Consider the following 23,327-nt stretch of genomic DNA (forward strand, 5'->3'; position numbering starts at 1 on the left):
TCAGCGCTCCCGGTTCATGTGGGCGACGTCCTCGATGGCGTCTTCGGCCTCGTGGCTCACGATCAGGTTCTCGTCCCGTCCGGTGGCGATCCGCCAGGTCGCCTGCACCACCCGGAACAGCAACAGCGCCATGCCGAAAGGCAGGATGAAATAAGGGATGAAGCGCGGGATCTTCTCGTATTCCTCACCCTCGTTCATCAGCGGCTCGATCCACCGCAGCCACTCGGGCATCGGGATGTCGACCACCTCGTACCAGCCGCGGTAGCTGGTGCGTTTCATCTCCTCCAGCCCGGTCGGGAACCAGCGACCGGTGGTCCGCGGCAGGTTGGCGAAATTGGCCCAGTAGTCCCAGGCCCCCTTCAGCAGAAGCGCACCGTAGGCGATGAACACCGCCGCCGCGACCAGCGCCAGGAATCGCCGCACCGGGGCCGAGAACAGGTTGATCACCGCGTCCACGCCCAAGTTGGCGGTGACCTTGACCGCATAGCTGACCCCGAACAGCACCAGCCAGGCGAACAGAAAGGTGGTTGCCTCCAGCCCCCAGATAATCCCGGTGTTGAAGCCATAACGCAGCACGACGTTGATGAAGGTGATGATCGTCATCAACCCGAGGATCACCGCGATGGCAGTCTCCTCGATTTCATTGACGACCCGGCCCAGAACCGAGTCCGATAGGTGGTGATCCGACATGAGTGCCCCCGTTGCCCGACTGGTCGGGCCGATAGTGCCTGCGGACAGGACAGGCCCGGCCCCCGATCCAGGGGCCGGGCCCGGCATCCGCCATTGCGGTCAGTGCTTGGCGTTGATCGCCTGCGCGGCGTCGATGTTTTCCTGGCCGACATCGTCGGTGAACTCGGCCCACACCGGCTTCATCAGGTCGACCCAGGCCTGGCGCTGCTCCGGCGTCAGTTGGCGCACGACGCCGCCGGCATCGACGATGGCCTGCTTGGCCTCTTCGTTGACCTCGAACGACTGTGCGTTACGGGTATCGGTCACCTCCTGAAGGATGGTGGCCAGTTGATCTCGCACGTCGTCGGGCAGGCTGTCCCACCAATCGACCGAGGTCACGACCATGTAGTCGAGCAGACCGATATTGGCCTCGGTGACCCCGTCCTGCACCTCGAAAAACTTCTGGCCGTAGATGTTCGACCAGGTGTTCTGCTGCCCGTCGACAACGCCGGTCTGCAACGCGCCATAAACCTCGGAAAAGGCCATCGGCTGCGGCGAGGCGCCCATCGCCTTCATCTGGGCCTTGAGCACGTCGGAGTTCTGCACCCGGAACTTCAGCCCCTTGGCGTCTTCCGGCACGATCAGCGGCTTGTTGGCCGAGATCTGCTTCAGCCCGTTATGCCAGAACTGCAGCCCCAGCAGGCCGCGGCGCACCATGGTTTCCTTCATCGCCCGGCCGGTGTCCGAATTCTGGAACTCGTCAACCGCGTCGATGTTCTTGAACATGAACGGCAGGTCGAAGATGCGGAACTTCTTGGTGAACTGTTCGAACTTCGACAGGCTCGGCGCGGCCAGTTGGACGTCGCCCTGCAGCATCGCCTCCAGCACCTGGTCGTCGTTGTAAAGCGTCGAGTTCGGGAAGACCTCCATGCAGGCCTTGCCGTCCATCTCCTCGTTCACCCGCTTTTGCAGCAGCGTCGCCGCGATCCCCTTGGGATGGCGGTCGGTATTGGTCACGTGGCTGAACTTGATGACGATCTCGCCGTCGTCACAGGCGGCAAAGGCCGCCGGGGCTCCAAGGCCCATCGCTATGGCAAGGCTTGCCACACCAAACAATTTCATCGGTCACTCCTCCCGATATCTTGATCTGGGTCGGGGGGCGTCCTGCCCCCTGCGCACCGGGAATCGATGCGTCGGCGCCAGTGAAGCGATTCGAATCGCCCCGCTCAAGCATCCGGTACCCCGATCTTGATCATAACGAAAAATCACACATTTCCAGCATGTTAATGTACTATCCTCAACAGATCCCGGACTACCTCCCGCACCCTTGTGCGGAATTCCGCACGGGATTCGGGCGCCCTGTGCGGAAATCCGCACAGCTGTGGTCGCCACCGCGACTCACTTTCAACGGCGGTAGTCCTCGGGCCGGATGCCATAGCGCGCGAGCTTGTCGTAAAACGTCTTGCGCGGCAGCTTGAGCGCCTTGGCCGCCTCCGAGGCGCGGCCGTTCTGCCGCCCCAGCGCCGCGACCAGCAGCGAGCGTTCCACCTGCGCCATCTGCTCGGCCAGGCCCAGCCCGCCCGCCTGCGCGCCCTCGTCCGGCATGCCCAGAACAAAGCGCATCGCCGCCGACATCAGCGACCGCGCGTTGCCCGGCCAGTCCTGCGCCATCAGCGCCGCCAGATGATCCGGGTCGATCTCGGGCACCGCGATTCCCGCCTGCTCGGCCGCCTGCGCGACGTAATGTCGAAACAGCACCGGGATATCCTCGCGCCGCTCGCTCAGCGCCGGAACCCGGATGTGCATCACGTCAAGACGATAGAACAGGTCGGCATTGAACCTGCCTCTCTCGACCCGCTGCGCAAGGTCGGCGGTCGAGCCCGCGATCACCCGGACCGGCGCCCCCTGCTCCAGCACCTCCTGCACCGCGTATTGCGTCGCCTCGGGCATCGCCGAGACCTCGTCTAGAAACAGCGAGCCACCCGCCGCCTGCTCGCAGAGCGCCGCGAACCCCTCGGCCTCGAGCCCCGCCGCCGGGCGTTTGACAAAGGGACCGCGTGCCACCGGCGACATCAGGTGCACCACCTCGGCCACCTTGGAAATGCCGCTGCCCTGCGGGCCGAGCACCAGCACGTCGGCGCCGGTGGGCGCCACGCTGCGCACACGCGCGCGCAGTTTCTCGGCCCGCGACGAGGTGCCGAACAGCATCCGTGCCGCCGGATCGCCGCGCTCCAGTTGCCGCTTCAGCCGCCGGTTCTCCAGCACCAGCGCCCGTGTCTTCAGCGCCCGCTCCAGCACCGCCAGAAGATCCGCCGCCGCGCAGGGTTTTTCCAGGAAATCAAAAGCCCCCTGGCCCATCGCGCGCACAGCCATCGGGATATCCCCCTCGCCGGTCAAAAGGATCACCGGCAGCTCTCGGTCGACTTTCTGGACATAGTTCAACAGGTGAAACCCGTCGCGCCCGGGCATGCGGATATCCGACAGGATCACGCCAGGGAACTCCGGCGTGATATGGTCCTTGGCCGCCACGAAGGATCCCGCGGTGATCGCCTCCAGCTCGGCCAGGTCCAGCGTCTGGCCCAGGGCATCGCGCACCGCCGCGTCGTCATCCACCAACAGTACCTTGCGGGTCATGCGGCACGCTCCTCTCGCCAGCGGTCCAGTTCCACGGTGAACACCGCGCCGCCGCCAGCCGCATTGGCGCCCCGGATATTGCCGCCAAAGCTTTGCACCAGCCCGTAGGAAATCGACAGGCCCAGTCCCATCCCCTCGTCTCCTCCGACCTCCTTGGTGCTGTAGAACGGCTCGAAGATCTTGTCCGGATCGGCGATGCCCGGCCCGCTGTCGCGCAGCCGCACCGCCAGCCGATCGCCTTCGTCCTCGACCGTGATGACAATGCGCTTGTCCGCCCGGCCCGCCATCGCATCGGCCGCATTGTTGATCAGGTTGACGAAAACCTGCGCCAGCCGCACCTCGCCGCCCCAGACGAACAGCGGCCCCGCCGGCGCCGCCCAGTCGAGCCCCACCGCGTCCGCGCGCAGCCGCGCCTCGGTCAGCTCCACCGCGCTGCCGATCACCTCCACCAGGTCGACCTTTGCCATCGGCTCACTCTCGTTGCGGGCAAAGGCGCGCAGGTTCTTGATGATCCGCGCCATCCGTGCCGCCATCTCGGCGATGCGGGTCAGGTTTTCGCCGGCTTTCTCCGCCCTGCCCCGGGCGAGAAAGGCCGCGCCGTTGTCGGCAAACTGCCGGATCGCCATCAGCGGCTGGTTCAACTCGTGGCTGATGCCCGCACTCATCTGGCCCAGCGCGCTCAGCTTGCCGGCCTGCACCAGGTCGGCCTGCGCCTGTTTCAGCGCCGCCTCGGCCTCCTCGCGTTCGACCACCTCGCGGCGCAACTTGACATTGGCCTGCGACAGCGCCCGGGTCCGGTCCGCCACCCGTTCCTCCAGCTTGATGTTGGCCTCGGCCAATGCCCGGCGCCGCTCGGTCACCAGGAACAGCACCGCGCCGAAGGCGAGGCAGATCGCCGCCACCGTCGCCGCCTGCAACCCGGCCAGCCGCCGCGCCGGGGCCACGTCGACCAGGATCTCGCCGGTCAGCCCCACCACCGGAAGCTCGCGCACCAGGTGCAGCGCGCGCCGCGGCAGGTATTGGCCCCAGTTCAGCCGCCAGACCTCATGCCCGCCGACCCGCCCGGTCGAGACCGACAAAGGGCCGCCCCCCACCGGCACCAAGCCCACCTGCCCGGGCACACGACGCCAGAACAACAGCTCGGAGCGGTTGGCGATGAACACCTCTTGCCGGTCGTCGACAAAGAACACCGCCGGCAGGCTGCCACGCCAGCTGCGCTCCACGTCCTCGACATCGGCCACCACCACCAGCGCGCCGCGCACCGATCCGTCGGCGGCAAAGGCAGGCGCCGCGAAGTAATAAGCGCGCCGCCCCTGCGGCCCGACGATGCCATGACCGCTGCCCAGCGCCCCATGCATGGCACGCCGGAAGTACCCCGCCCCGCCCAGGTCGGTGCCGATGATTCCCTGCGCCGCGGCCAGCACCTGGCCCGAAGTATCCATATAGAAGATGTCCAGCGCCCCGGTCTTGTCGGCCAGCGCCCGCAACAGCACGCGCGCCGCCGGTCGCCGAGCCGGATCCTCCAGCCCGGTCAGGGCGGGGCGATCCACGATCAGCACCGCCAGTTCCCGGTAGACCTGCAACTGCGTCGCCAGCCGGTCGCTGGCCAGCGCCAGATCGGCCTCGGCCCGCTGCGCCAACTGCCCCAGCGCCTGCACATAGCCATAGCGCCAGATCCCCGCCCCCAACGCCGCGACGCCCAGCACGAAGGCCAGGACGATCCAGCGGGGAAAGGCGGGTTTCGAACTCATGGCGCCCAGATTAGCAAACCCGCGCATGGATTGACCAGACAGCGCGCCCCGCCGGGCAGCGACCGTCACCCCTCCAGCGGCAGATCCGTGGTCGACTTGATCTCTTCCATCGACAGCAGCGCGGTGACGTTGTGCACCCGCACCTCCGAGATCAGCGCCTGGTAAAAGGCGTCATAGGCACGCGCATTCTTCACCCGCACCTTGAGGATATAGTCGATATCACCGGCCAGCCGGTGCGCCTCCTGCACCTCGGGGCGGTCCTGCAACGCCTTGAGAAAGGTCGCCTGCCACTCCGCCTCATGCTCCGAGGTGCGGATCAGCACGAAGAAACACGCCTCGTAGCCCAGCGCCTCGGCATCCAGGATCACGGTCTGCTTGCCGATCACCCCGGCGTCGCGCAGCTTGCGAATCCGGTTCCACACCGGGGTCTTCGAACTGCCCACGTTGCCCGCGATCACGTCCAGCGACTGGCTGGCATCGCGTTGCAGTTCGGCCAGTATTTTCCGGTCCAGCGCATCCATCCGTACCGACATTCTACTTTCCCCTTCACATTGGGACACAGGTTCCATCCATCACCACACATAGAACATATGTCCTTTTTCTTTCGTGCATATGGCTATTGCACGGAACATTTTCCTATATTCGATCTCAAGTCAATCACAGTGGACGGGCCAGCCATGCACCGCAAAGATCCCTCCTCCTCCGCACCTGCCTTCGCGCCGGGCTCCGTCTCTTTCACCGGCGCCGGCCCCGGCGACCCCGATCTGCTCACCCGCCAGGCACTACGTGCTCTGGCACAGGCCGATGTGGTCCTGCACGACAGCCTGATTTCGCCCGAGATCCTGGCAGAGGCCGGCCCCGACGCCCGCCTGATCGAAACCGGCAAGCGCGGATTTGCCCCCTCGATGGCGCAAGCGGAAATCAACGCCCAGATCGTGGCCCACGCCCGGACCGGCGCCCGCGTGGTGCGGCTGAAATCCGGCGATGCCACGATCTTCGGCCGCCTGGACGAAGAGATCGAGGCCTGTGACGCCGCCCGGATTCCCTGGCGCATCCTGCCCGGCATCACCGCCGCCTCTGCTGCCGTCGCCAGCATCGGTCAAAGCCTGACGCGACGGGGCCGCAACGCCTCGGTGCGTCTGCTCACAGGGCACGACATGGCGGGCTTTGCCGATCACGACTGGACCACGCTGGCCCGCCCGGGCGAGGTTGCGGCGATCTACATGGGCAAGGCCTCGGCCCGTTTCGTGCAGGGCCGACTGCTCATGCACGGCGCCGAGCGCGCCACCCCGGTCACGCTGGTCGAAAACGCTTCGCGCCCCGACCAGCGCATCCTTGCCACCACGCTGGACCGGTTGCCCGTCGAGCTCTCCGCTGCCGGCCTTGATGGTCCGGTCCTCACCCTCTACGGGCTCGCCCCCCGCGCCGCCGCGCGGGTCCTGCCCGGCCTCGCAACACAGCAAAAGGAATTCGCCTGATGCCCCGTCCCTTCACCCCAAAGATCGTCACCGCCTCGGACCTGATCGACGGCGACGTGATCTATCTTACCGCCGACGACCGCTGGAGCCGCCGCATCAGCGAGGCCGAGTTGATCGAGGACGAGGCCCACGCGCAGTTGCGCCTGCTCTATGCCGAGGCCCAGCAAACCCGCATCGTCGGCGCCTACCTCGCCGATGCGCGTCCCGGTCCCGACGGCCCCGAGCCGCTTCACTTCCGCGAGGCGTTCCGCGCCACCGGCCCCTCCAACTACGCTCACGGCAAGCAGGCCGAGGCCTGATCCCGCACGCCCAACACCCTTCCACAAGTGTGGGCAATTTTCTGCGCAGAAAATTCCCCCGGACCGCCGCCGAACAGGATCCTGACATGTACCGCTACACCGACTTCGACACCGCCTTTCTGGCCAGCCGCAACGCCCAGTTCCGCGCCCAGGTCGACCGCCGCATCAAGGGTCACCTGACCGAGGACGAGTTCAAGCCGCTGCGCCTGATGAACGGCGTCTACCTGCAATTGCACGCCTACATGCTGCGCGTGGCGATCCCCTACGGCACGCTGAATTCGGCACAGATGCGCCAGCTTGCCTATCTCGCCGAACGCTGGGACAAGGGGTACGGTCATTTCACCACCCGCCAGAACATCCAGTACAACTGGCCGAAACTGCGCGACATCCCCGACATGCTCGACGCCTTGGGCGAGGTCGGCTTGCACGCGATCCAGACCTCGGGCAACACCATCCGCAACACCACCGCTGACCCTTTCGCCGGCGCTGCCGCGGATGAAATCGCCGATCCGCGCCCGATCGCGGAACTGATCCGCCAATGGTCCACCGACCATCCGGAGTTCCAGTTCCTGGGGCGCAAGTTCAAGATCGCCATCACCGGCAGCCCCGACGACCGCGCCGTGACCAAGGCGCATGACGTCGGGCTGCGCCTTGTCGAACGCAATGGCGAAATTGGCCTGCAGGTGCTCATCGGCGGCGGGCTGGGCCGCACCCCGATGGTCGCGCAGGTGCTGCGCGACTTCCTGCCGCGCGAAGACCTGCTGCCCTATCTCGAGGCGGTGCTGGCGACCTACAATCAGCTCGGCCGCCGCGACAACAAGTACAAGGCGCGGATCAAGATCACCGTGCACGAGAACGGCATCGACACCATCCGCGCTCTGGTGGAAGAGCGGTTCGCGCAGATCCGACCGGACTTCACCGGCGAGGACCAGGCGCTGCTGCGCGAGATCGAGACCCATTTCGCCCCGCCCGCCTTTCGCGGCGGCAACGCACAGGCCTATGAGGCCGCCTATGACGCCGACCCGCTGTTCCGCTCCTGGGCCGACACCAACCTCGCCCCGCACCGCCGCGCCGATCACGCCATCGTCTCGATCAGCCTCAAGGCGCATGGGGCAACCCCCGGCGATGCCTCGGCCGAACAGATGCGCACGATGGCCGACCTGGCCGAACGCTACGGCTATGATGAGCTGCGCATCAGCCACGAACAGAACGTGATCTTGCCGCATGTGCACAAATCCGACCTGCCGGCACTGCACGCCGCCCTGCGCGCACAGGGTCTGGCCACCGCCAATATCGGGCTGATCTCCGATATCATCGCCTGCCCAGGCATGGATTACTGCGCCCTGGCCACCGCCCGCTCGATCCCGATCGCGCAGGAGATCGCCACCCGCTTCGACGAGTTGAAACTCGAACACGAGATCGGCGAGATGAAGATCAAGATCTCGGGCTGCATCAATGCCTGCGGCCACCACCACGTGGGCCATATCGGCATTCTCGGCCTCGACCGCGCCGGGGTGGAAAACTACCAGATCACCCTGGGCGGTGACGGCGGCCCCGACACGACGCTGGGCGAACGCACCGGCCCGGGCTTTTCCGCCGACCAGATCGTGCCGGCCATCGAACGGCTGATGCTGGCCTATCTCGAACTGCGCGAGGGGCCGGAGGAAAGCTTCCTCGACACCTACCGCCGACTTGGCGCCGATCCGTTCAAATCGGCGCTCTACGACAGCACCCGGACCGAGGCCGCGTAACCCCCATGCCTCTTCTCTTTGAAAATACTCCCGCCGGAGGCTCCGGCGCCGAGGCCTCCGCGTCGCTGGCCGACAAGGTCGCCGCGCTCAACACCCGCTATCGCCACCACGGCGCGACCGAGGTGATGGGTGCCGCCCTGACCGAGGCCGGGCGCATCGCGCTGGTGTCCAGCTTTGGCGCCGAATCCGTGGTGCTGCTGCACATGGCGGCGGTGATCGACCGCGCCGTGCCGGTGGTTTTCATCGACACCGAGATGCTGTTCACCGAAACGCTGGTCTACCAGGCCGAGCTCAGCGAACGGCTGGGCCTGCGCAACCTGCAGATCATCCGCGCCACCGACATCGCGCGCGAGGATCCCGACAACACCCTGCACCAGCGCAACACCGACGCCTGCTGCGCCCTGCGCAAGACCCGGCCACTGCAGGCGGCGCTCAAGGGGTTCGACGGCTGGATCACCGGGCGCAAGCGGTTCCAGTCCGGCCGCCGCGCCGCGCTCGACTTCTTCGAGCTCGAGGAGGGCACCGGCCGCATCAAGGTCAACCCGCTGGCCCATTGGGCGCCCGAGGACGTGCAGACCTATATCGAGGAAAACCGCCTGCCGCGGCATCCGCTGGTGGCGCACGGCTATCCTTCCATCGGTTGCGCGCCCTGTACCTCGCCCGTCAAACCCGGCGAAGACCCGCGTTCCGGCCGCTGGCGCGGCCAGCAAAAGGACGAATGCGGGATTCACTTCGTCAACGGCAAACTCGTCCGCACAGGAGTCTCCGCATGACCGACACCGTTCTTGTCACCGATACCGGCTTTTCCCCCGACGACTGGTCGGGGGACGACACGCGCAGCGCGACCCTCGCCCCCGACGACCGGGCTGGCGACCTGGCCGCCCGGCTGGCCGAGCTGGACCTGATCCGCGTCACCTTTCCCAGCTTCGCCGACGGGCGCGGCTTCACCCTGGCGCGCGACCTGCGGCGGCTGGGCTATGCCGGGCGGCTGCGCGCCACCGGCCACGTCCTGGCCGACCAATACGCCATGGCCCGCCGCGCCGGCTTCGACGAGGTCGAGATCGACAGCGCCCTCGCCGCGCGCCAGCCCGAGGATCAATGGCGCGCCCGTGCCGATTGGCGCGCGCATGACTACCAGGCCCGGCTGCGCGGCGGCACCGACGCCCGGACGCCCGCCTGAAATCGCCCCGGACAGCCGCAACCGACCGCTATCTGAAACGCGGCTCGAGACATCAGGTCGCGGATTTCCCCTTCACCTGACCTGAATCAAAGATTACCCAGAGGTGTCGGTATATCGACCGGCAAGGAAACAATGACCGAGATGCGCCCCGTGACTGATCCAGCGACCGATCCCGCAACCGATGCCACCCCCGTCAAGGCCCCCACCCTGCCCGACGCCCAGACGGTGACCTTCGTCAAACATTGGACCGACCGGCTGTTCTCCTTCCGGGTGACGCGGCCCGCCTCGCTGCGGTTCCGCTCCGGCGAATTCGTGATGATCGGGCTGATGGGCGATCCCGACCCAAAGACCGGCAAGCAGAAACCGCTGCTGCGCGCCTATTCCATCGCCTCGCCGTCCTGGGACGAGGAGTTGGAGTTCTACTCGATCAAGGTGCCCGACGGCCCGCTGACCTCGCGGCTCCAGCACATCGAAGCGGGCGACGAGATCATCCTGCGCCCCAAGCCCGTTGGCACGCTGGTGCATGACGCGCTCCTGCCGGGCAAGCGGATCTGGCTGTTCGCCACCGGCACCGGCATCGCCCCCTTCGCCAGCCTGCTGCGCGACCCGCAGACCTATGAGGATTACGACGAGGTGATCCTGACCCACACCTGCCGCCAGGTCGAAGAGTTGCAATTCGGCAAGGAGCTGATCGACAGCATCCGCAGCGACGAGTTGCTGGCCGAACTGATCGGCGAGGGTTTTCACGACAAGCTGCGGTATTACCCCACCACCACCCGCGAAGAGAGCCCCAAGATGGGCCGCATCACCGACCTGATGCGCAAGGGCGAGGTGTTCGAGGATCTCGGCGTCGATCCGATCAACCCCGACAACGACCGCGCCATGGTCTGCGGCAACCTCGCCTTCAACCTCGAGATCAAGGAGATGCTCGAGGGCTACGGGCTGGAAGAGGGCGCCAACTCCAAGCCGGCGCAATACGTGGTCGAAAAGGCGTTTCTCGACTGATCCCGCGCGCGCTGTCGCCGGCCCGGCGGCGCCACTGTTCCCCGGTCGCGAGAGACGACGTTCATCGTCGCATCATCGAGAACAGCCCGCCTCTTCGAACCAGGGGCGACCCGCCAAAACATGGCAAATCAACAGAGCGATGGAAACGCCATCGTTTCTTGCTGGAGTCATGTCCAGACGAAGAAATTGAGTATTTGGAAAGAGAAGAAGGGGGCTTTCCTGCCGTCGCCGCGAAGCCGCCTCATGGCGGCAGGCGCCGCGGTTTCAGGCCTCCAGCTCTGCGTCCCAGTAAAGAAAGTCCATCCAGCTTTCGTGCAGCAGGTTGGGCGGGAACTTTCGCCCGGTATTGCGCAGCTCCTCGGCCCCGGGCTGACGCGGCGGGCGGCGCAGCGACATGCCGGCACGGCGCAGCGACTTGGACCCCTTTTTCAGGTTGCAGGGCGAACAGGCCGCGACCACGTTTTCCCAGCTGGTGACGCCACCGGCGGCGCGCGGCACCACGTGGTCAAAGGTCAGGTCGCCCTTGGCGCCACAGTACTGGCAGCGGAATTCGTCCCTCAGAAATAAATTAAAGCGCGTGAAGGCCACGCGCTTTTGAGGTTTGACGTAATCTTTCAGGACCACCACGCTGGGCATCCTGATGCTGGTACTGGGACTGTGCACGAAGTCGTCGTATTCGGCGACGATATCCACACGGTCAAGCCAGGCCGCCTTGATCGCCTCCTGCCAGGACCACAGCGATAATGGGTAGTAGGACAGCGGCCGGTAATCCGCGTTCAGGACCAGCGCCGGGTGCTGTTTCAGGGCCCCGGGCCGTCGTACAAAATCCGATCTGAAATCGCCGTCCATCACCTGAGTCCGCCCTCGTCCTGTCCGCCTGTTTCCCGACGCCAGGACGGGGAACCCCGCCCCAGCCTCATCTTGACTATATATCGTGGTTGACCTCTGGCAAGCACAGATTAACCACTACATGTCGCAACAGCGATACGCTGCCCGGATGACAGGCAGATGACAGTTATCCACAAGCGGGACATTTCCTTTTCACCGCGGCTGCGCTAGGGCGGCGGCATGACCCGGCTGATCCGTTTCAACAAACCGCATGACGTGCTGCCCCAGTTCACCGACCGGGGCAGCGAAGGCAGCCCGCGCAGGACGCTGTCGGATTTCATCGACCTGCCCGGGGTCTATCCCGCCGGGCGGCTAGACCGCGACAGCGAGGGGCTGATGCTGCTGACCGATGACGGGCGGCTGCAGGCGCGCATCACCGATCCTCGGCACAAGATGGAAAAGACCTACCTCGTGCAGGTCGAGGGGCTGCCCGACGCCACCGCGCTGGCAGCGTTGCGCGATGGAGTCGAGCTGAAGGACGGCCGCACACGGCCCGCGAAAGCGCGGCGGATCGAGGCGCCAAAGGCCCTCTGGCCGCGCGATCCGCCGATCCGAGTGCGCAAGAGCGTGCCCGATTGCTGGATCGAACTGACCCTGCGCGAGGGGCGCAACCGGCAGGTGCGGCGGATGACGGCCGCGGTGGGTCACCCCACCCTGCGGCTGATCCGCTGGCGCATCGGGCCGTGGACGCTGGACGGGCTGGCCCCGGGCGCGTGGGAGGACCTGCCGCCCCCTGACAGGCGCGCCGCCCGCTGATACACTGTGGTCATGACCCGAACCTCTTCCCTTCCCCCCGCACCTGCCCCCGGCGCCGTGCTGGAAACCGGGCTTTATGCCGCCGATCTCGATGCGGCCGAGGCGTTCTATGGCCGGCTGCTGGGGCTGGAGCGGATCACGCGCGACGGCAATCGCCACGTGTTTTTCCGCGTCGGGCCCGGTATGCTGCTGATCTTCAACCCTGAGGAGACCGAGACCGACACCGGCACCACGACGATGCCGGTGCCACCCCACGGGGCGCGCGGACCCGGGCACATGTGTTTTGCCATGGAGCGCGACGAGATCGCGGCGATGCGCGCCCGGCTGCTGGCGGCGGGGCTGGAGATCGACGCGGAGTTCGACTGGCCGAATGGCGCGCACTCACTCTATGTCCGCGACCCCGACGGCAACTCGGTCGAGTTCGCCGAGCCGCGCCTGTGGCAGGACGATTGATCATGCGCAAGGACGGGCGGCGCTTGACCGACTAACTTGGGGAGATCCGGCAAGGAGATCCCCGATGACCGAGTCCCCTGCCCTGCACTACATGGTCGGCGGCGGGATCGCCGCGCTGGCGGCGGCATCCGCCCTGATCCGCGATGCCGGCGTTGCCGGCGAGACGATCCGCATCCTCGACGACCGGTCCCGGCCCGGCGGCGCCCTTGATGGCGCCGGAGAGGCGACCTGGGGGTACCTCACCCGGGGCGGGCGGATGTTCGAGCCGAATTTCCTCAACACGCTTGACCTGCTGTCGCAGGTCCCGGCCCCCGACATGCCCGACCGCAGCGTGACCGAGGATATCCTGGCCTTCAACGCCGAGGTACAGGCCGGATCCAACTGTCGGCTGATCGCGGCGGGGCAGCCGGCGGACATGACGCACCTGGGCCTCGCGGCGGTGGATATCGTGGCGTTGAACCGGCTGATGCTGACCGGCGAGCACAGCCTCGGCGCGCGCACCATCGGATCATGCTTCGGGCGCGCCTTTTTCGACAGCAATTTCTGGATCATGTGGTCGAGCATGTTCTCGTTCCAGCCGTGGCACGCGGCCGTTGAGATGCGGCGCTATCTGCGGCGTTTCCTTCACCTGTTCCCTGGCTTCGCCCGGATCGAGGGGATCCTGCGCACCCGCTACAACCAGTATGACAGCGTGATCGCCCCGCTGGAGGGTTGGTTGCGTGACCAGGGCGTGCGTTTCGACAGCGGCGCGGTCGTCACCGGACTCGAGATCGAAGGCACCGAGGCCCGCCGCGACGTGACCGCGATCACGCTGTCGGAGGGCGCGCATATCCCGGTTCGGCCCGGGGACCGGGTGTTCCTCACGCTGGGGTCGATGACCGATGGCGCCACCTATGGCACCAATGCCGCCGCACCTCCGCTGACGCCCGGCCCGACGCCCGCTCTTGATCTATGGCACGCCCTGGCCCGGCAGCATTCCGGCTTTGGCACGCCGAACACCTTTGCGGGGGATATCGAGAAAACCGCCTGGACCTCGTTCACGGTGACCCTGGACCGACCGGAATTCCGCGACCACATCGAGACCCTGACCGACAATGAGACGGGCACCGGCGGTCTGGTGACCATCCGCGACAGCGCGTGGCTTTTGTCCTTCGTGCTGTTCAACCAGCCCCATTTCCGGACCCAGCCAGAGGGCACCACGGTGTTCTGGGGCTATGGGCTGCGCGGCGACCGTGACGGCGATTTCGTATCCAACCCGATGTGGCAGGCAAGCGGCGACCAGATCCTCTCCGAGCTGTGCTGGCAGTTGCGCCTGTCCCCTGATGCGCGTCGCTGGTTCGATGGCGCGCGGATTCTGCCCTGTCGGATGCCCTATATCACCAGCCAGTTCATGCCGCGCCGGCGCGGCGACCGGCCTGCGGTGCGTCCGAAGGGGGCGGGAAACTTCGCCCTGATGGGGCAGTTCGTCGAACAGCCGCTCGATACCGTCTTTACCGTCGAATATTCGGTGCGCAGCGCGCGGGCAGCGGTTCACGCCCTGACCGGGCGGGGCGCGCCGATCCCGGTCAGGCGCAGCGACCGCGATCCGCGCGCCCTGCTGCGCGCGGCCCGTGTTCTGATGGAGGTCTGATATCTGAACGGCGGCTCACCCCGTCGGGGTCTTTTGCGCCGCGCCGCCCCGGTCCGGGGCGACCTCGAATGTGCCGGTTACGACCAGCCGGGATCACAGCCCCAGCTTGTCGCGCATGAAGGCCAGCGCCACGCTCAGCCCGTCGGGCGCGATGCCGTGGCCGGTGCCCTTCATCACATGGGCAAAGACATCCTTGAACCCGGCCTCCTGCAGCGCCTCGGCGGTCTCCGGAAGCGATTGCGGCGGCACCATGTCGTCCTGGTCGCCATGCACCAGCAGCACGGGCATCCGGCTGACCACCTCGTCCTTGAGGGTCTCGGGGCTGAGCAGACGCCCGGAGAAGGCCACGATGCCGGCCACCGCATCCTCGCGCCGGGGGGCGACATGCAGGCTCATCATCGTGCCTTGGGAAAAGCCGAACAACACCACCTGTTCGGGCAGCACGTCCTCGTCGACCATCAGCGCGTCGAGAAAGGCGTTGATGTCCTCGACCGCCGCCCGCATCCCGCGCTCGGCCTCTTCCTCGCTCGAGCCGTCAAGCCAGGGGATCGGGAACCACTGGAAGCCATAGGGCGCGCCGGCGCAATTCTCCGGCGCGTCGGGCGCCACGAAAAGCGTGTCGGGCAGATGCTCGCCCAGCGGATCGGCCAGCCCCAGCAGGTCGGCGCCATTGGCACCGTAGCCATGCAGAAACACCACGATCGAGCGCGTCTGCCCCGACAGCGGCCCCTTGCGGCCGGCGTTCAATACTCGTGTCATCGGATCCCTTCCCTGTCCTTGGCCACGCGGTAATAGGCCCACAGAAGCCGCGCCGCAACCGAGCGCCAGGGCGCCCAGTCCTCGGCCATCCGGCGCAAGACCCGTTCGCGCGGACGCTCGGGCAGATCGAACAGCAGCCGAGCCGATTCCTGCAAGGCCAGATCGCCGGGGGCAAAGACATCGGCGCGACCAAGGCTGAACATCGCGTAGATTTCCGCCGTCCACACCCCGATCCCCGGAACCTGCGTCAGGGTCGCGATCACCGCCTCGGTGGGGGCGCCGCGCAGGGCGGCGTAGTTGATCCGCGCCTCGGCCAGCGCCCTTGCATAGCGGATCTTTTGCCGGCTGAGCCCGACGGCGCGCAGATCCTCGTCGCTGGCCCACCCGATCTTGCGCGGGCCGGTCAGCCGCGCCGCCTGCATCCGCCCCCAGATCGCATTGGCCGAGGCGACGCTGACCTGCTGGCTGACGATGGCCGACAGAAGCTGCGCAAAGCCGTCCGGTCGCAGCCGCAGCGGCAGCGGTCCGGTCTGCGCCAGCGCCCGCGCCAGCCGCGGATCGCGCGCGGCAAGCCAGGCCGCCCCCTCGGCGACGCAATCGGCGGTTTCGATGATCCGTCCCGTGGTCATGCCCGGACCATAGGAATTGTATCGACACAGGCAAGCCGTCTTGTGTCCCTTCACATTCACCGATACGCAAGCGTCATGCATGATATCGACGACAAAAAAGCCAAGCGAAACGTGGCCGTCCTGGTCGCCGCCCAGGCCCTGCTGGGGGCGCAGATGCCCATGATCTTTACCGTCGGCGGGCTGGCGGGCCAGTCGCTGGCCAGCAATGCCTGCCTGGCGACGCTGCCGATCTCGCTCATCGTTCTGGGCTCGATGATGGCGGCGACCCCGGTCTCGGCGATCATGCAGAAATGGGGCCGCCGGGCGGGCTTCATGCTGGGGGCCACGGCTGGGGCGACCGGCGGGGCGATCGGGGCCTATGGCCTGTACCTCGCATCGTTCCCGGTGTTCCTGCTGGGCAGCCTGATCACCGGCATCTACATGAGCGCGCACGGATTTTACCGCTTTGCCGCCGCCGACACCGCCTCGGAGACGTTTCGCCCCAAGGCGATTTCCTACGTGATGGCCGGCGGGCTGTTGTCGGCCGTGATCGGGCCGCAACTGGTCAAGGTCACCTCGCAGGCGATGGTGATCCCCTTCCTCGGCACCTATCTTGCCGTGATCGGTGTGAATGTCGTCGGCTCGCTGCTGTTCCTGCTTCTCAACATCCCCAAACCGAAAGCACCGGCGGCAGATGCGCCGCGCGGCCGCACACGGTGGGAGCTGATCACCACCCCCCGTATCCTGGTGGCGGTGATCTGCGCCATGGTGTCCTACGCGCTGATGAACCTGGTGATGACCTCCACGCCGCTGGCGGTGGTCGGCTGCGGCTTCGAACAGAACAGCGCCGCCGACGTAGTCACCAGCCACGTCCTGGCAATGTACATCCCGTCGTTCTTCACCGGACACCTGATCGCCCGCTTCGGGGTGGAAAAGATCATGGCGGCGGGGCTTGTCATCCTGGCCGGGGCCGGTGCGGTGGCGCTGAACGGGGTGGAACTGGAGAACTTCTTCATCGCGCTGGTGCTGCTGGGGCTGGGCTGGAACTTTGGTTTCATCGGCGCCACCACCATGCTGGCCGGCGCGCATGAGCCGCATGAACGCGGCCGGATGCAGGGGCTGAACGACCTGCTGGTGTTCGGCGGGGTCACCATGGCCTCGCTGGCCTCGGGCGGGCTGATGAACTGTTCAGGCGGCACCGCGCAGGAGGGCTGGACCGCCGTGAACATGGCGATGGGTCCGTTCCTGATGCTGGCCGGCGGCGCGCTGCTGTGGCTGATGTTCCAGCCCGAACAAGGTCGCACGCGCGATACCTGAGCTTACTACCAGCGCCCAGAGGCGGCGCGCGCCATCAGCGTCAACCGCTTGCGCGCCTCGCTCTGGCCCAGCGTGCCCTGCGCCACCCGCGCCGGTTCCTGCTGCGCCTGCCGCAGAATGACACCGGTCTGCCACCCCGACAGCAACGCCGGGCGTGCCCCGGGCGAGATCGCACCGCGCGCCGCCCTTGCGCGCGACAGGTGATCGAGGCCACGTTCGGCCAGCGCCCGCACCGCTTCGGGCCGCCCGTCCAGCAGGGGAATGCGCCCGCGCGCCTCAAGCTCGGGCACCGCGCGCAACCAGTTGGCCAACCCGGTGGCAAAGCCGAAATCGCGCACCACACGCTCCTCGGCCGCGCCCAGCATACTGGCCGCCGCCCAGAGCAGGCTGCCGGCACTCTGGTCGATGTAGCGGTCGAAATGGGCAGCATCCTCGAAGGGATCACGATATATATCCCAACGCCTTACGGCAACATGCTCATCCATCGCCGCCGCCAGTTTCGGCGTCATCACCGCACCCAGCGGCGTCACAACCTCGTGCCGGCGCACGGGGCCACCGGCGGCGATCTCCTCCAGCGCGTCGCGCCACCATTGTAGCCGCATCTCGGCGATCATCGCCTCTTGCGTGACCCAGGGCGCGCGCGACACCTCGACATTCATCGCGAACAGTGGAAACAGGGCCCGCCGCGCCGCCGGGGGGGCGGCCATGGTGGCGAGGAACCGGTCAGGATCGCCGCGCTGCACCAGCCCGGCACAGGCCGCCAGATCATCATTGGAGCTGGTCAAGGTACTCTCCCATCAGGCGCGGGGTAACGGCGGCATTGATCACGCCCAGGTGGCTTACCCCCGGGATCAGGTGATAGGATCCGCCGGGATTGGCCGGGACCATCGTGGCCTGGAACCGGTCGGCGCGAAACGCCTCGTCGGCGTCACCCAAAACAAGAAGAAATGGAAGCAAGGCACTGATGTCCTTTAGGTAATCCGCCCTGGGCGCATAAGAAATATTGAGCCGGTAGCTATAGGCGCCCGTCATCTCGCCGCGCAGCCGTTCCGGCACGTTGAACTCGATCGCGGTCAGCCCGTTCAGCGCCCGGAAGCCGACCGCGTTGAGCATCGACAGACCGATGATCCGCCGCGTCAAGGGACGCGCCCAACCCCCTGAATTATTGCGCATTGTCGGCGCGTCGTACTTCAGGAACGGGGCCACCAGCATCGCGCCGTCCGGGCGCGGGGTTTGCGCCCCGCCGGCATAGCGGATCGCCAGCCCGCCGCCCGAGGAATGCCCGGCGAGGACGAACTTCTGCCCCGGTTCCAGATGCGCTCGGGCGAGGTCGGCGATATCCTCTTCCAACTGGCCGATATGGGTCACGTCGGGGGCCTTGGCCCGGCTGGCCCCGTGGCCACGCAGATCCGGCAGGAGCACGGTGGCATGCGCCGACAGTGCCCCGGCCAGCCCGGCGTAATACAGCCCCTGCGCGCCGGAGCCGTGGATCAGCACCACCAGCGGCGTGCCTTCGGGGCCGGGAAACAGGCGATAGGCCAGTTCGACGCCGTCGCGCGCGGTATAGCTTTGCGGCTCGGGCGCGGAGATTGCGCCGCCCGGCTCCGGGAACGTCAGCCCGCCGCCCGCGAAGGGCTGCCCCGGCCGCTGCGACAGGATCAGCCCGCCGGCCACCGCCAGGTAAGCCGCCGCGCCGATCAGCGCGCTTCGCAGCAGGATCGGGGCGAGGCCGGAGATCATGCGTCGGTCGGTGCGGCGTCGCGGACCAGCTTCCAGCGGATCGCGTCAAGCAGCGCCTCGAAACTGGCGTCGACGATGTTCGGACTGACCCCCACGGTGGACCAGCGCCGCCCCTGCCCGTCGGCGCTGTCAATAATCACGCGGGTCACTGCCTCGGTGCCGCCCTGGGTGATGCGCACCTTGAAATCGACCAGCCGCATGTCCTCGATGATCGCCGAATAGCGGCCCAGGTCCTTGGCCAGCGCCTTGGACAGCGCGTTGACCGGGCCGCGGTCACTGCCGTGTTCATCGACGGACTCGCTGACCGAGAGTTTTTTCTCGCCGTCGACCTTCACCACCACCACGGCCTCGGACAGGCTGACCATGCGGTCATACTTGTTCTTGCGCCGCTCGACCGTCACCTTGTAACGCTTGACCTCGAAGAAGGCGGGCAGTTGCCCCAGTTCGTCGCGCGCCAGCAACTCGAAACTCGCCTGCGCGGTGTCATAGGCATAGCCTTCGTCCTCGCGCGCCTTGATCCGGTCAAGGATGCGGCCAAGGGCGGGGTCACGCGGCGCGACCTCCAGCCCGGCCTCGGCGAGCCGCCGGCGCAGGTTGGATTGCCCGGCCTGGTTCGACATCGGGATGATGCGCGCATTGCCGACCAGATCGGGCGTGATGTGCTCATATGTCGCCGGGTCCTTGAGGATGGCGCTGGCATGCAGCCCGGCCTTGTGGGCAAAGGCCGAGGCGCCTACATAAGGCGCCTGTTTCATCGGTACCCGGTTGAGGATATCGTCCAGCATCCGGCTGGTCCGGGTCAGCCCCTTGAGCGCCTCAAGGCTGATGCCGGTCTCATAGGTGCTGGCATAGGGTTCCTTGAGCAGCAGCGTCGGAATCAGCGAGGTCAGGTTGGCATTGCCACAGCGTTCGCCCAGCCCGTTCAGCGTGCCCTGCAACTGCCGCACCCCGGCATCGACGGCGGCCAGCGTGCCGGCAACCGCGTTCTCGGTGTCGTTATGGGTGTGGATGCCCAGGCGGTCGCCGGGAATGCCCTCGGCGATCACCGCGCGCACGATACGGGCGATCTCCTCCGGCAGGGTGCCGCCGTTGGTATCGCAAAGCACGATCCAGCGCGCGCCGCCCGCCTGCGCCGCCTGCAGACATTGCAGCGCATATCCCGGGTTGGCCTTGTAGCCGTCAAAGAAATGCTCGGCATCGAACAGCGCCTCGCGCCCCTGCGCCACGATATGGGCGATGGAGGCGCCGATGTTCTCGAGGTTCTCCTCCAGTGTGATGCCGAGCGCGGTCTCGACGTGGTAATCATGGGTCTTGCCGACAAGACAGACCGCACCGGTGCCCGCGTTCATCACCGCCGCCAGCACGTCGTCGTTTTCCGCCGAACGCCCGGCGCGCTTGGTCATGCCAAAGGCGGTCAGCCGGGCCTTGGTCGCCGGGGCGGTCTCGAAAAACGCGCTGTCGGTGGGGTTGGCCCCGGGCCAGCCGCCCTCGATGTAATCAACGCCAAGGCTATCGAGTGCCTGCGCGATGCGGATCTTCTCTGGCGTGGAGAATTGCACGCCTTGCGTCTGCTGCCCGTCGCGCAGCGTGGTGTCGTAGATGTAGAGACGATCCTTAAGCAGGGTGGCCTTAGACATGGTGCATCTCCTCCTGCGCGTATTGGGTCTTTGGCGGAACCATGGCCCCCTTGCCCGCGAAGCGGGCAGCGCCCGTCCCGCCCCCCCACGGGGCGGGCGCTTTGCGTCCCCCCCGCGCTGTCCGGGCGCGATGGTCTGCGTTTTGAACGGGGCGTGTCATTCGAGACCCTCCAGCTTGGTGGCGTCGAAGTTTGGGCCAGGGACCAACTCGACCCCATCTTTCGACATTCGAACTTCCAACCCGGCAGCGATAAGGACTTTTTTTTGTGTATCTACTTTCGAAAAGTCCTTGCTCTCCATCGCCTCTTTACGGAGTTGGTCGAGAGCCAACCCGAGTTCAGCCAATTCTGCACTCGCACCGAACCCATGCGCCATCGACAGATAGTGTTCTTTAAAATTTGCCCTGACGTCATCCGACAAGAGCCCCATGAAGCGCGCGTGGTCCAGAAGGTCCTGTGGTTTTGATTGCATCGAATTCACGATCGTAAGCGCCAAGTGCGTATTAAGATCATCGCCCAAGGCATCGAGCAGTTTCGGGTTCGGCTGGAACTCCTCCGACGGTACAGGATCGAGATCAACTGTGGCCATCATCCAATTTTGCAAGGTCGCCTCGGCTTGCTTTGCCTTCTTCTCCGTCCAGTCCATCGGCTTGCGATAATGTGTGCTCAGAAACACGAACCGGATCACCTCGCCCGGTATGCCCTGGTCCAGCAGGTCTCGCACGGTAAAGAAATTGCCCAGCGATTTGGACATCTTCTTGCCCTCGACCTGCAGCATCTCGTTGTGCAGCCAATAGCGGGCGAACTCCCCCTTGGGGTGGGCGCAGCAGCTTTGCGCGATCTCGTTTTCATGGTGCGGGAACATCAGGTCGTTGCCGCCGCCGTGGATGTCAAAACTGTCTCCCAGAAGCTCGTAACTCATCGCCGAGCATTCGATATGCCAGCCGGGCCGCCCCCGTCCCCAGGGGCTGTCCCAGCCGGGCTGGTCGGGCTCGGAGGGTTTCCACAGCACGAAATCCATCGGGTTGCGCTTGTAGGGCGCGACCTCGACCCGGGAACCGGCGATCATGTCATCGACCGTGCGCCCCGAGAGCGCGCCGTAGCTCTTGTAGCTTTCGACCGCGAACAGCACGTGCCCCTCGGCCGCATAGGCATGACCACCCGCGATCAAGTCCTCGATCATCGCCACCATCTGCGGGATGAACTCGGTCGCGCGCGGCATGGCGTCGGGCTCCAACGCCCCCAGCGCGCCCATGTCGTCGAGGAACCATTGGGTGGTCTCGGCGGTGATCTGCTCGATTGGCCTTCCGCTCTCCTCGGCGCGCCGGATGATCTTGTCGTCGACGTCGGTGAAGTTGCGGACATAGGTGACGTGGTCGGCACCGTACGTTTCGCGCAGCAATCTGTACAAGACATCGAACACCACGACGGGGCGGGCGTTGCCCAGATGCGCCCGGTCATAGACCGTCGGCCCACAGACATACATCCGCACGTTGTCCGGGTCGATGGGGGTGAACACCTCTTTGCGGCGGGTGCGGGTGTTGTGCAGTTTGATCGTCGTCATGACGTACTCCTCGACGGCGCGGCGCTCGGCGCGGGCTTAGCAACTTGTCTCGGAGATGGAAACGACAGAAACCGGCCCGCTGATACGCTCAGCAGGGAATGCAGCAGATAATGATGCAACGGGTCCGGGTCATGGCGATGGGATAGCACGCAGCGCCCCGCCGGAAAAGGTGAAAAGCAGCGCGTCGGCGCAGCACAGGGTCCCGCGCCGCACGCCGGAGGGTTGAGCGGCGGTTGTCCCTCCCACACCCGGCGGCTATGGTGCAACTCAAGATGGAGAAACCAAAATGGCATCGTTGAAACGCTGGCTGGACCGCCGTCGCAACCCGTGGAAGGGCGTGTTCTTCGACTCCTTCCTCAAGTTCCGAAAAGACGGGGCGCAGGCGCGGCTGACCGATTTCCTTGACCTCGAGGCCGGGTCGGTGGTGATCGACTTCGGCGGCTTCGAGGGGACATGGACCGACGCGGTGCTGGCCGCCCAGCCCGAGGCCCGCGTGCATGTGTTCGAGCCGCATCCCGGCTATGCCGCCGCCCTGCGCGACAAGTTCGCCGATCGCCCGAACGTCACCATCCACGAGGCCGCCATGGGGCGCGAGGCGGGCACGCTGTCGCTGTCTGACGCGGGGGATGCCTCCTCTGCCGTGGCCACGCATGACCGCAGCTTTACGGCCCCGGTCATCGCGGCGCGAACCTTCTTCGACGAGCAGGGAATCGACCGGGTGCAACTGGCCAAGATCAACATCGAGGGCGGCGAATACGAGCTTTTGCCGGCGCTGATCGAGGCCGGGCTGATCGGGCGGGTCGCACGACTGATGGTGCAGTTCCACCTGTTCGAGCCGAAATTCCACGAGCTGCGCAGCGATATCGTGAACCACCTGTCCGAGACCCACGCGCTGGGCTGGTCCTATCCCTTCGTCTGGGAGGAATGGCGGCTCAGGGCCTGACAAAAAAAGGGGGGGCTTTCGTCCCCCCCTCAGTTTCGCCGTCCAGGCTCATCTCGTTGACCGCTCAAAGTGTTTTTTGCCTGCGGCCAGGACGTCGTCAGGGGCGAGCGCACCCGCCCCGGAGAAGAGTGGGAAGGGCGATACCCTGCCCCACCCCGTACACGCGGGCTTCAAGGAAACCCGCCGGACGGAACCGATTGGAAACCAGCGGTTTCCGCGCGGTCCCGCGCCGTATCTGTCCAGGCGGGGCGCATGACCGCCCCGCC

Annotated in this window: 23 protein-coding genes; 11 read left to right on the plus strand and 12 right to left on the minus strand. The window is 66.3% G+C overall.

Annotated features, from left to right (window positions below; translation table 11 throughout):
• From ABWV23_RS01695 to ABWV23_RS01715, 5 genes are all read right to left on the minus strand, one after another.
• Positions 1-690 carry a TRAP transporter small permease gene (locus ABWV23_RS01695; RefSeq protein WP_353344272.1) on the minus strand — a complete coding sequence of 230 codons (690 nt, stop codon included), beginning with the start codon at positions 688-690 and terminating at the stop codon, positions 1-3.
• 99 nt (positions 691-789) lie between these two features.
• Positions 790-1,791 (minus strand): DctP family TRAP transporter solute-binding subunit, encoded by a 1,002-nt coding sequence (locus tag ABWV23_RS01700; protein ID WP_353344274.1) that lies wholly within the window; start codon positions 1,789-1,791, stop codon positions 790-792.
• Between the two features lie 282 nt (positions 1,792-2,073).
• Positions 2,074-3,303, minus strand: coding sequence for a sigma-54-dependent transcriptional regulator (locus ABWV23_RS01705; protein ID WP_353344276.1), 1,230 nt, complete (start codon positions 3,301-3,303; stop codon positions 2,074-2,076).
• The gene (locus tag ABWV23_RS01710; RefSeq protein WP_353344278.1) at positions 3,300-5,054 is read right to left on the minus strand and encodes a sensor histidine kinase; all 1,755 of its coding nucleotides are present in this window, start codon (positions 5,052-5,054) and stop codon (positions 3,300-3,302) included. The genes ABWV23_RS01705 and ABWV23_RS01710 overlap by 4 nt, the downstream gene beginning before the upstream one ends.
• Positions 5,055-5,119: 65 nt before the next feature.
• Complete coding sequence (locus ABWV23_RS01715) at positions 5,120-5,587, minus strand: Lrp/AsnC family transcriptional regulator (protein WP_353344280.1); 468 nt, start codon at positions 5,585-5,587, stop codon at positions 5,120-5,122.
• 144 nt (positions 5,588-5,731) lie between these two features.
• Between ABWV23_RS01715 and cobA the strand changes: the two genes are divergently transcribed.
• The 6 genes from cobA (at position 5,732) to ABWV23_RS01745 (ending at position 10,767) form a co-directional block, all read left to right on the plus strand.
• On the plus strand, positions 5,732-6,532 hold the full coding sequence (gene cobA / locus ABWV23_RS01720) for a uroporphyrinogen-III C-methyltransferase (protein ID WP_353344282.1): 801 nt from the start codon (positions 5,732-5,734) through the stop codon (positions 6,530-6,532).
• Positions 6,532-6,831, plus strand: a complete 300-nt coding sequence (locus ABWV23_RS01725; RefSeq protein ID WP_353344284.1) for a DUF2849 domain-containing protein — start codon at positions 6,532-6,534, stop codon at positions 6,829-6,831. The genes cobA and ABWV23_RS01725 overlap by 1 nt, the downstream gene beginning before the upstream one ends.
• Before the next feature lie 86 nt (positions 6,832-6,917).
• On the plus strand, positions 6,918-8,582 hold the full coding sequence (locus ABWV23_RS01730) for a nitrite/sulfite reductase (RefSeq protein ID WP_353344286.1): 1,665 nt from the start codon (positions 6,918-6,920) through the stop codon (positions 8,580-8,582).
• 5 nt (positions 8,583-8,587) lie between these two features.
• Entirely contained in the window at positions 8,588-9,355 is a 768-nt protein-coding gene (locus ABWV23_RS01735; RefSeq protein WP_353344288.1) for a phosphoadenylyl-sulfate reductase, read from the plus strand.
• Complete coding sequence (locus ABWV23_RS01740) at positions 9,352-9,762, plus strand: DUF934 domain-containing protein (RefSeq protein WP_353344290.1); 411 nt, start codon at positions 9,352-9,354, stop codon at positions 9,760-9,762. The genes ABWV23_RS01735 and ABWV23_RS01740 overlap by 4 nt, the downstream gene beginning before the upstream one ends.
• A gap of 132 nt (positions 9,763-9,894) precedes the next feature.
• Positions 9,895-10,767: a ferredoxin--NADP reductase gene (locus tag ABWV23_RS01745; protein ID WP_502901578.1), complete on the plus strand. Its 873-nt coding sequence runs from the start codon at positions 9,895-9,897 to the stop codon at positions 10,765-10,767.
• A 264-nt stretch (positions 10,768-11,031) separates the two neighbouring features.
• Here the strand turns inward: ABWV23_RS01745 and ABWV23_RS01750 are convergent, their stop codons facing one another.
• A complete protein-coding gene (locus tag ABWV23_RS01750; RefSeq protein WP_353344292.1) occupies positions 11,032-11,616 on the minus strand; it encodes an HNH endonuclease in 585 nt (194 codons plus the stop codon).
• A 219-nt stretch (positions 11,617-11,835) separates the two neighbouring features.
• Between ABWV23_RS01750 and ABWV23_RS01755 the strand changes: the two genes are divergently transcribed.
• The 3 genes from ABWV23_RS01755 to ABWV23_RS01765 all read left to right on the plus strand — a co-directional run bounded on the left by ABWV23_RS01755 (position 11,836) and on the right by ABWV23_RS01765 (position 14,494).
• Entirely contained in the window at positions 11,836-12,411 is a 576-nt protein-coding gene (locus ABWV23_RS01755) for a pseudouridine synthase (RefSeq protein WP_353344294.1), read from the plus strand.
• 12 nt (positions 12,412-12,423) lie between these two features.
• A complete protein-coding gene (locus ABWV23_RS01760; protein ID WP_353344296.1) occupies positions 12,424-12,864 on the plus strand; it encodes a VOC family protein in 441 nt (146 codons plus the stop codon).
• A gap of 64 nt (positions 12,865-12,928) precedes the next feature.
• A complete protein-coding gene (locus ABWV23_RS01765) occupies positions 12,929-14,494 on the plus strand; it encodes an oleate hydratase (RefSeq protein WP_353344298.1) in 1,566 nt (521 codons plus the stop codon).
• A 93-nt stretch (positions 14,495-14,587) separates the two neighbouring features.
• Here the strand turns inward: ABWV23_RS01765 and ABWV23_RS01770 are convergent, their stop codons facing one another.
• Both ABWV23_RS01770 and ABWV23_RS01775 read right to left on the minus strand, forming a co-directional pair.
• Complete coding sequence (locus ABWV23_RS01770) at positions 14,588-15,253, minus strand: alpha/beta hydrolase (protein ID WP_353344300.1); 666 nt, start codon at positions 15,251-15,253, stop codon at positions 14,588-14,590.
• The gene (locus ABWV23_RS01775) at positions 15,250-15,882 is read right to left on the minus strand and encodes a DNA-3-methyladenine glycosylase family protein (RefSeq protein ID WP_353344302.1); all 633 of its coding nucleotides are present in this window, start codon (positions 15,880-15,882) and stop codon (positions 15,250-15,252) included. Before ABWV23_RS01775 ends, ABWV23_RS01770 begins: the two co-directional genes overlap by 4 nt.
• Before the next feature lie 75 nt (positions 15,883-15,957).
• On the opposite strand from ABWV23_RS01775, the gene ABWV23_RS01780 reads away from it, so the two are divergent.
• Positions 15,958-17,178, plus strand: coding sequence for an MFS transporter (locus ABWV23_RS01780; protein ID WP_353344304.1), 1,221 nt, complete (start codon positions 15,958-15,960; stop codon positions 17,176-17,178).
• A gap of 5 nt (positions 17,179-17,183) precedes the next feature.
• Here the strand turns inward: ABWV23_RS01780 and ABWV23_RS01785 are convergent, their stop codons facing one another.
• The 4 genes from ABWV23_RS01785 to cysS form a co-directional block, all read right to left on the minus strand.
• On the minus strand, positions 17,184-17,963 hold the full coding sequence (locus ABWV23_RS01785; RefSeq protein ID WP_353344306.1) for a squalene/phytoene synthase family protein: 780 nt from the start codon (positions 17,961-17,963) through the stop codon (positions 17,184-17,186).
• Positions 17,947-18,918, minus strand: a complete 972-nt coding sequence (locus ABWV23_RS01790) for an alpha/beta hydrolase (RefSeq protein ID WP_353344308.1) — start codon at positions 18,916-18,918, stop codon at positions 17,947-17,949. Before ABWV23_RS01790 ends, ABWV23_RS01785 begins: the two co-directional genes overlap by 17 nt.
• Positions 18,915-20,555, minus strand: coding sequence for a citramalate synthase (cimA, locus tag ABWV23_RS01795; protein WP_502901579.1), 1,641 nt, complete (start codon positions 20,553-20,555; stop codon positions 18,915-18,917). Before cimA ends, ABWV23_RS01790 begins: the two co-directional genes overlap by 4 nt.
• Positions 20,556-20,711: 156 nt before the next feature.
• A complete protein-coding gene (gene cysS, locus ABWV23_RS01800) occupies positions 20,712-22,118 on the minus strand; it encodes a cysteine--tRNA ligase (RefSeq protein ID WP_353344310.1) in 1,407 nt (468 codons plus the stop codon).
• 286 nt (positions 22,119-22,404) lie between these two features.
• On the opposite strand from cysS, the gene ABWV23_RS01805 reads away from it, so the two are divergent.
• Positions 22,405-23,061, plus strand: a complete 657-nt coding sequence (locus tag ABWV23_RS01805; protein WP_353344312.1) for an FkbM family methyltransferase — start codon at positions 22,405-22,407, stop codon at positions 23,059-23,061.
• Positions 23,062-23,327 lie beyond the last annotated feature (266 nt).

This window comes from Aquicoccus sp. SU-CL01552 (assembly GCF_040365005.1).
Classification (GTDB): domain Bacteria; phylum Pseudomonadota; class Alphaproteobacteria; order Rhodobacterales; family Rhodobacteraceae; genus Antarcticimicrobium.

Bases quoted from the DNA above. Each gene is read 5' to 3' on its own strand.
- ABWV23_RS01695 (WP_353344272.1), bottom strand. From the start codon at position 690: ATGTCGGATCACCACCTATCGGACTCGGTTCTGGGCCGGGTCGTCAAT.
- ABWV23_RS01700 (WP_353344274.1), bottom strand. From the start codon at position 1,791: ATGAAATTGTTTGGTGTGGCAAGCCTTGCCATAGCGATGGGCCTTGGA.
- ABWV23_RS01705 (WP_353344276.1), bottom strand. From the start codon at position 3,303: ATGACCCGCAAGGTACTGTTGGTGGATGACGACGCGGCGGTGCGCGAT.
- ABWV23_RS01710 (WP_353344278.1), bottom strand. From the start codon at position 5,054: ATGAGTTCGAAACCCGCCTTTCCCCGCTGGATCGTCCTGGCCTTCGTG.
- ABWV23_RS01715 (WP_353344280.1), bottom strand. From the start codon at position 5,587: ATGTCGGTACGGATGGATGCGCTGGACCGGAAAATACTGGCCGAACTG.
- cobA (WP_353344282.1), top strand. From the start codon at position 5,732: ATGCACCGCAAAGATCCCTCCTCCTCCGCACCTGCCTTCGCGCCGGGC.
- ABWV23_RS01725 (WP_353344284.1), top strand. From the start codon at position 6,532: ATGCCCCGTCCCTTCACCCCAAAGATCGTCACCGCCTCGGACCTGATC.
- ABWV23_RS01730 (WP_353344286.1), top strand. From the start codon at position 6,918: ATGTACCGCTACACCGACTTCGACACCGCCTTTCTGGCCAGCCGCAAC.
- ABWV23_RS01735 (WP_353344288.1), top strand. From the start codon at position 8,588: ATGCCTCTTCTCTTTGAAAATACTCCCGCCGGAGGCTCCGGCGCCGAG.
- ABWV23_RS01740 (WP_353344290.1), top strand. From the start codon at position 9,352: ATGACCGACACCGTTCTTGTCACCGATACCGGCTTTTCCCCCGACGAC.
- ABWV23_RS01745 (WP_502901578.1), top strand. From the start codon at position 9,895: ATGACCGAGATGCGCCCCGTGACTGATCCAGCGACCGATCCCGCAACC.
- ABWV23_RS01750 (WP_353344292.1), bottom strand. From the start codon at position 11,616: ATGGACGGCGATTTCAGATCGGATTTTGTACGACGGCCCGGGGCCCTG.
- ABWV23_RS01755 (WP_353344294.1), top strand. From the start codon at position 11,836: ATGACCCGGCTGATCCGTTTCAACAAACCGCATGACGTGCTGCCCCAG.
- ABWV23_RS01760 (WP_353344296.1), top strand. From the start codon at position 12,424: ATGACCCGAACCTCTTCCCTTCCCCCCGCACCTGCCCCCGGCGCCGTG.
- ABWV23_RS01765 (WP_353344298.1), top strand. From the start codon at position 12,929: ATGACCGAGTCCCCTGCCCTGCACTACATGGTCGGCGGCGGGATCGCC.
- ABWV23_RS01770 (WP_353344300.1), bottom strand. From the start codon at position 15,253: ATGACACGAGTATTGAACGCCGGCCGCAAGGGGCCGCTGTCGGGGCAG.
- ABWV23_RS01775 (WP_353344302.1), bottom strand. From the start codon at position 15,882: ATGACCACGGGACGGATCATCGAAACCGCCGATTGCGTCGCCGAGGGG.
- ABWV23_RS01780 (WP_353344304.1), top strand. From the start codon at position 15,958: ATGCATGATATCGACGACAAAAAAGCCAAGCGAAACGTGGCCGTCCTG.
- ABWV23_RS01790 (WP_353344308.1), bottom strand. From the start codon at position 18,918: ATGATCTCCGGCCTCGCCCCGATCCTGCTGCGAAGCGCGCTGATCGGC.
- cimA (WP_502901579.1), bottom strand. From the start codon at position 20,555: ATGTCTAAGGCCACCCTGCTTAAGGATCGTCTCTACATCTACGACACC.
- cysS (WP_353344310.1), bottom strand. From the start codon at position 22,118: ATGACGACGATCAAACTGCACAACACCCGCACCCGCCGCAAAGAGGTG.
- ABWV23_RS01805 (WP_353344312.1), top strand. From the start codon at position 22,405: ATGGCATCGTTGAAACGCTGGCTGGACCGCCGTCGCAACCCGTGGAAG.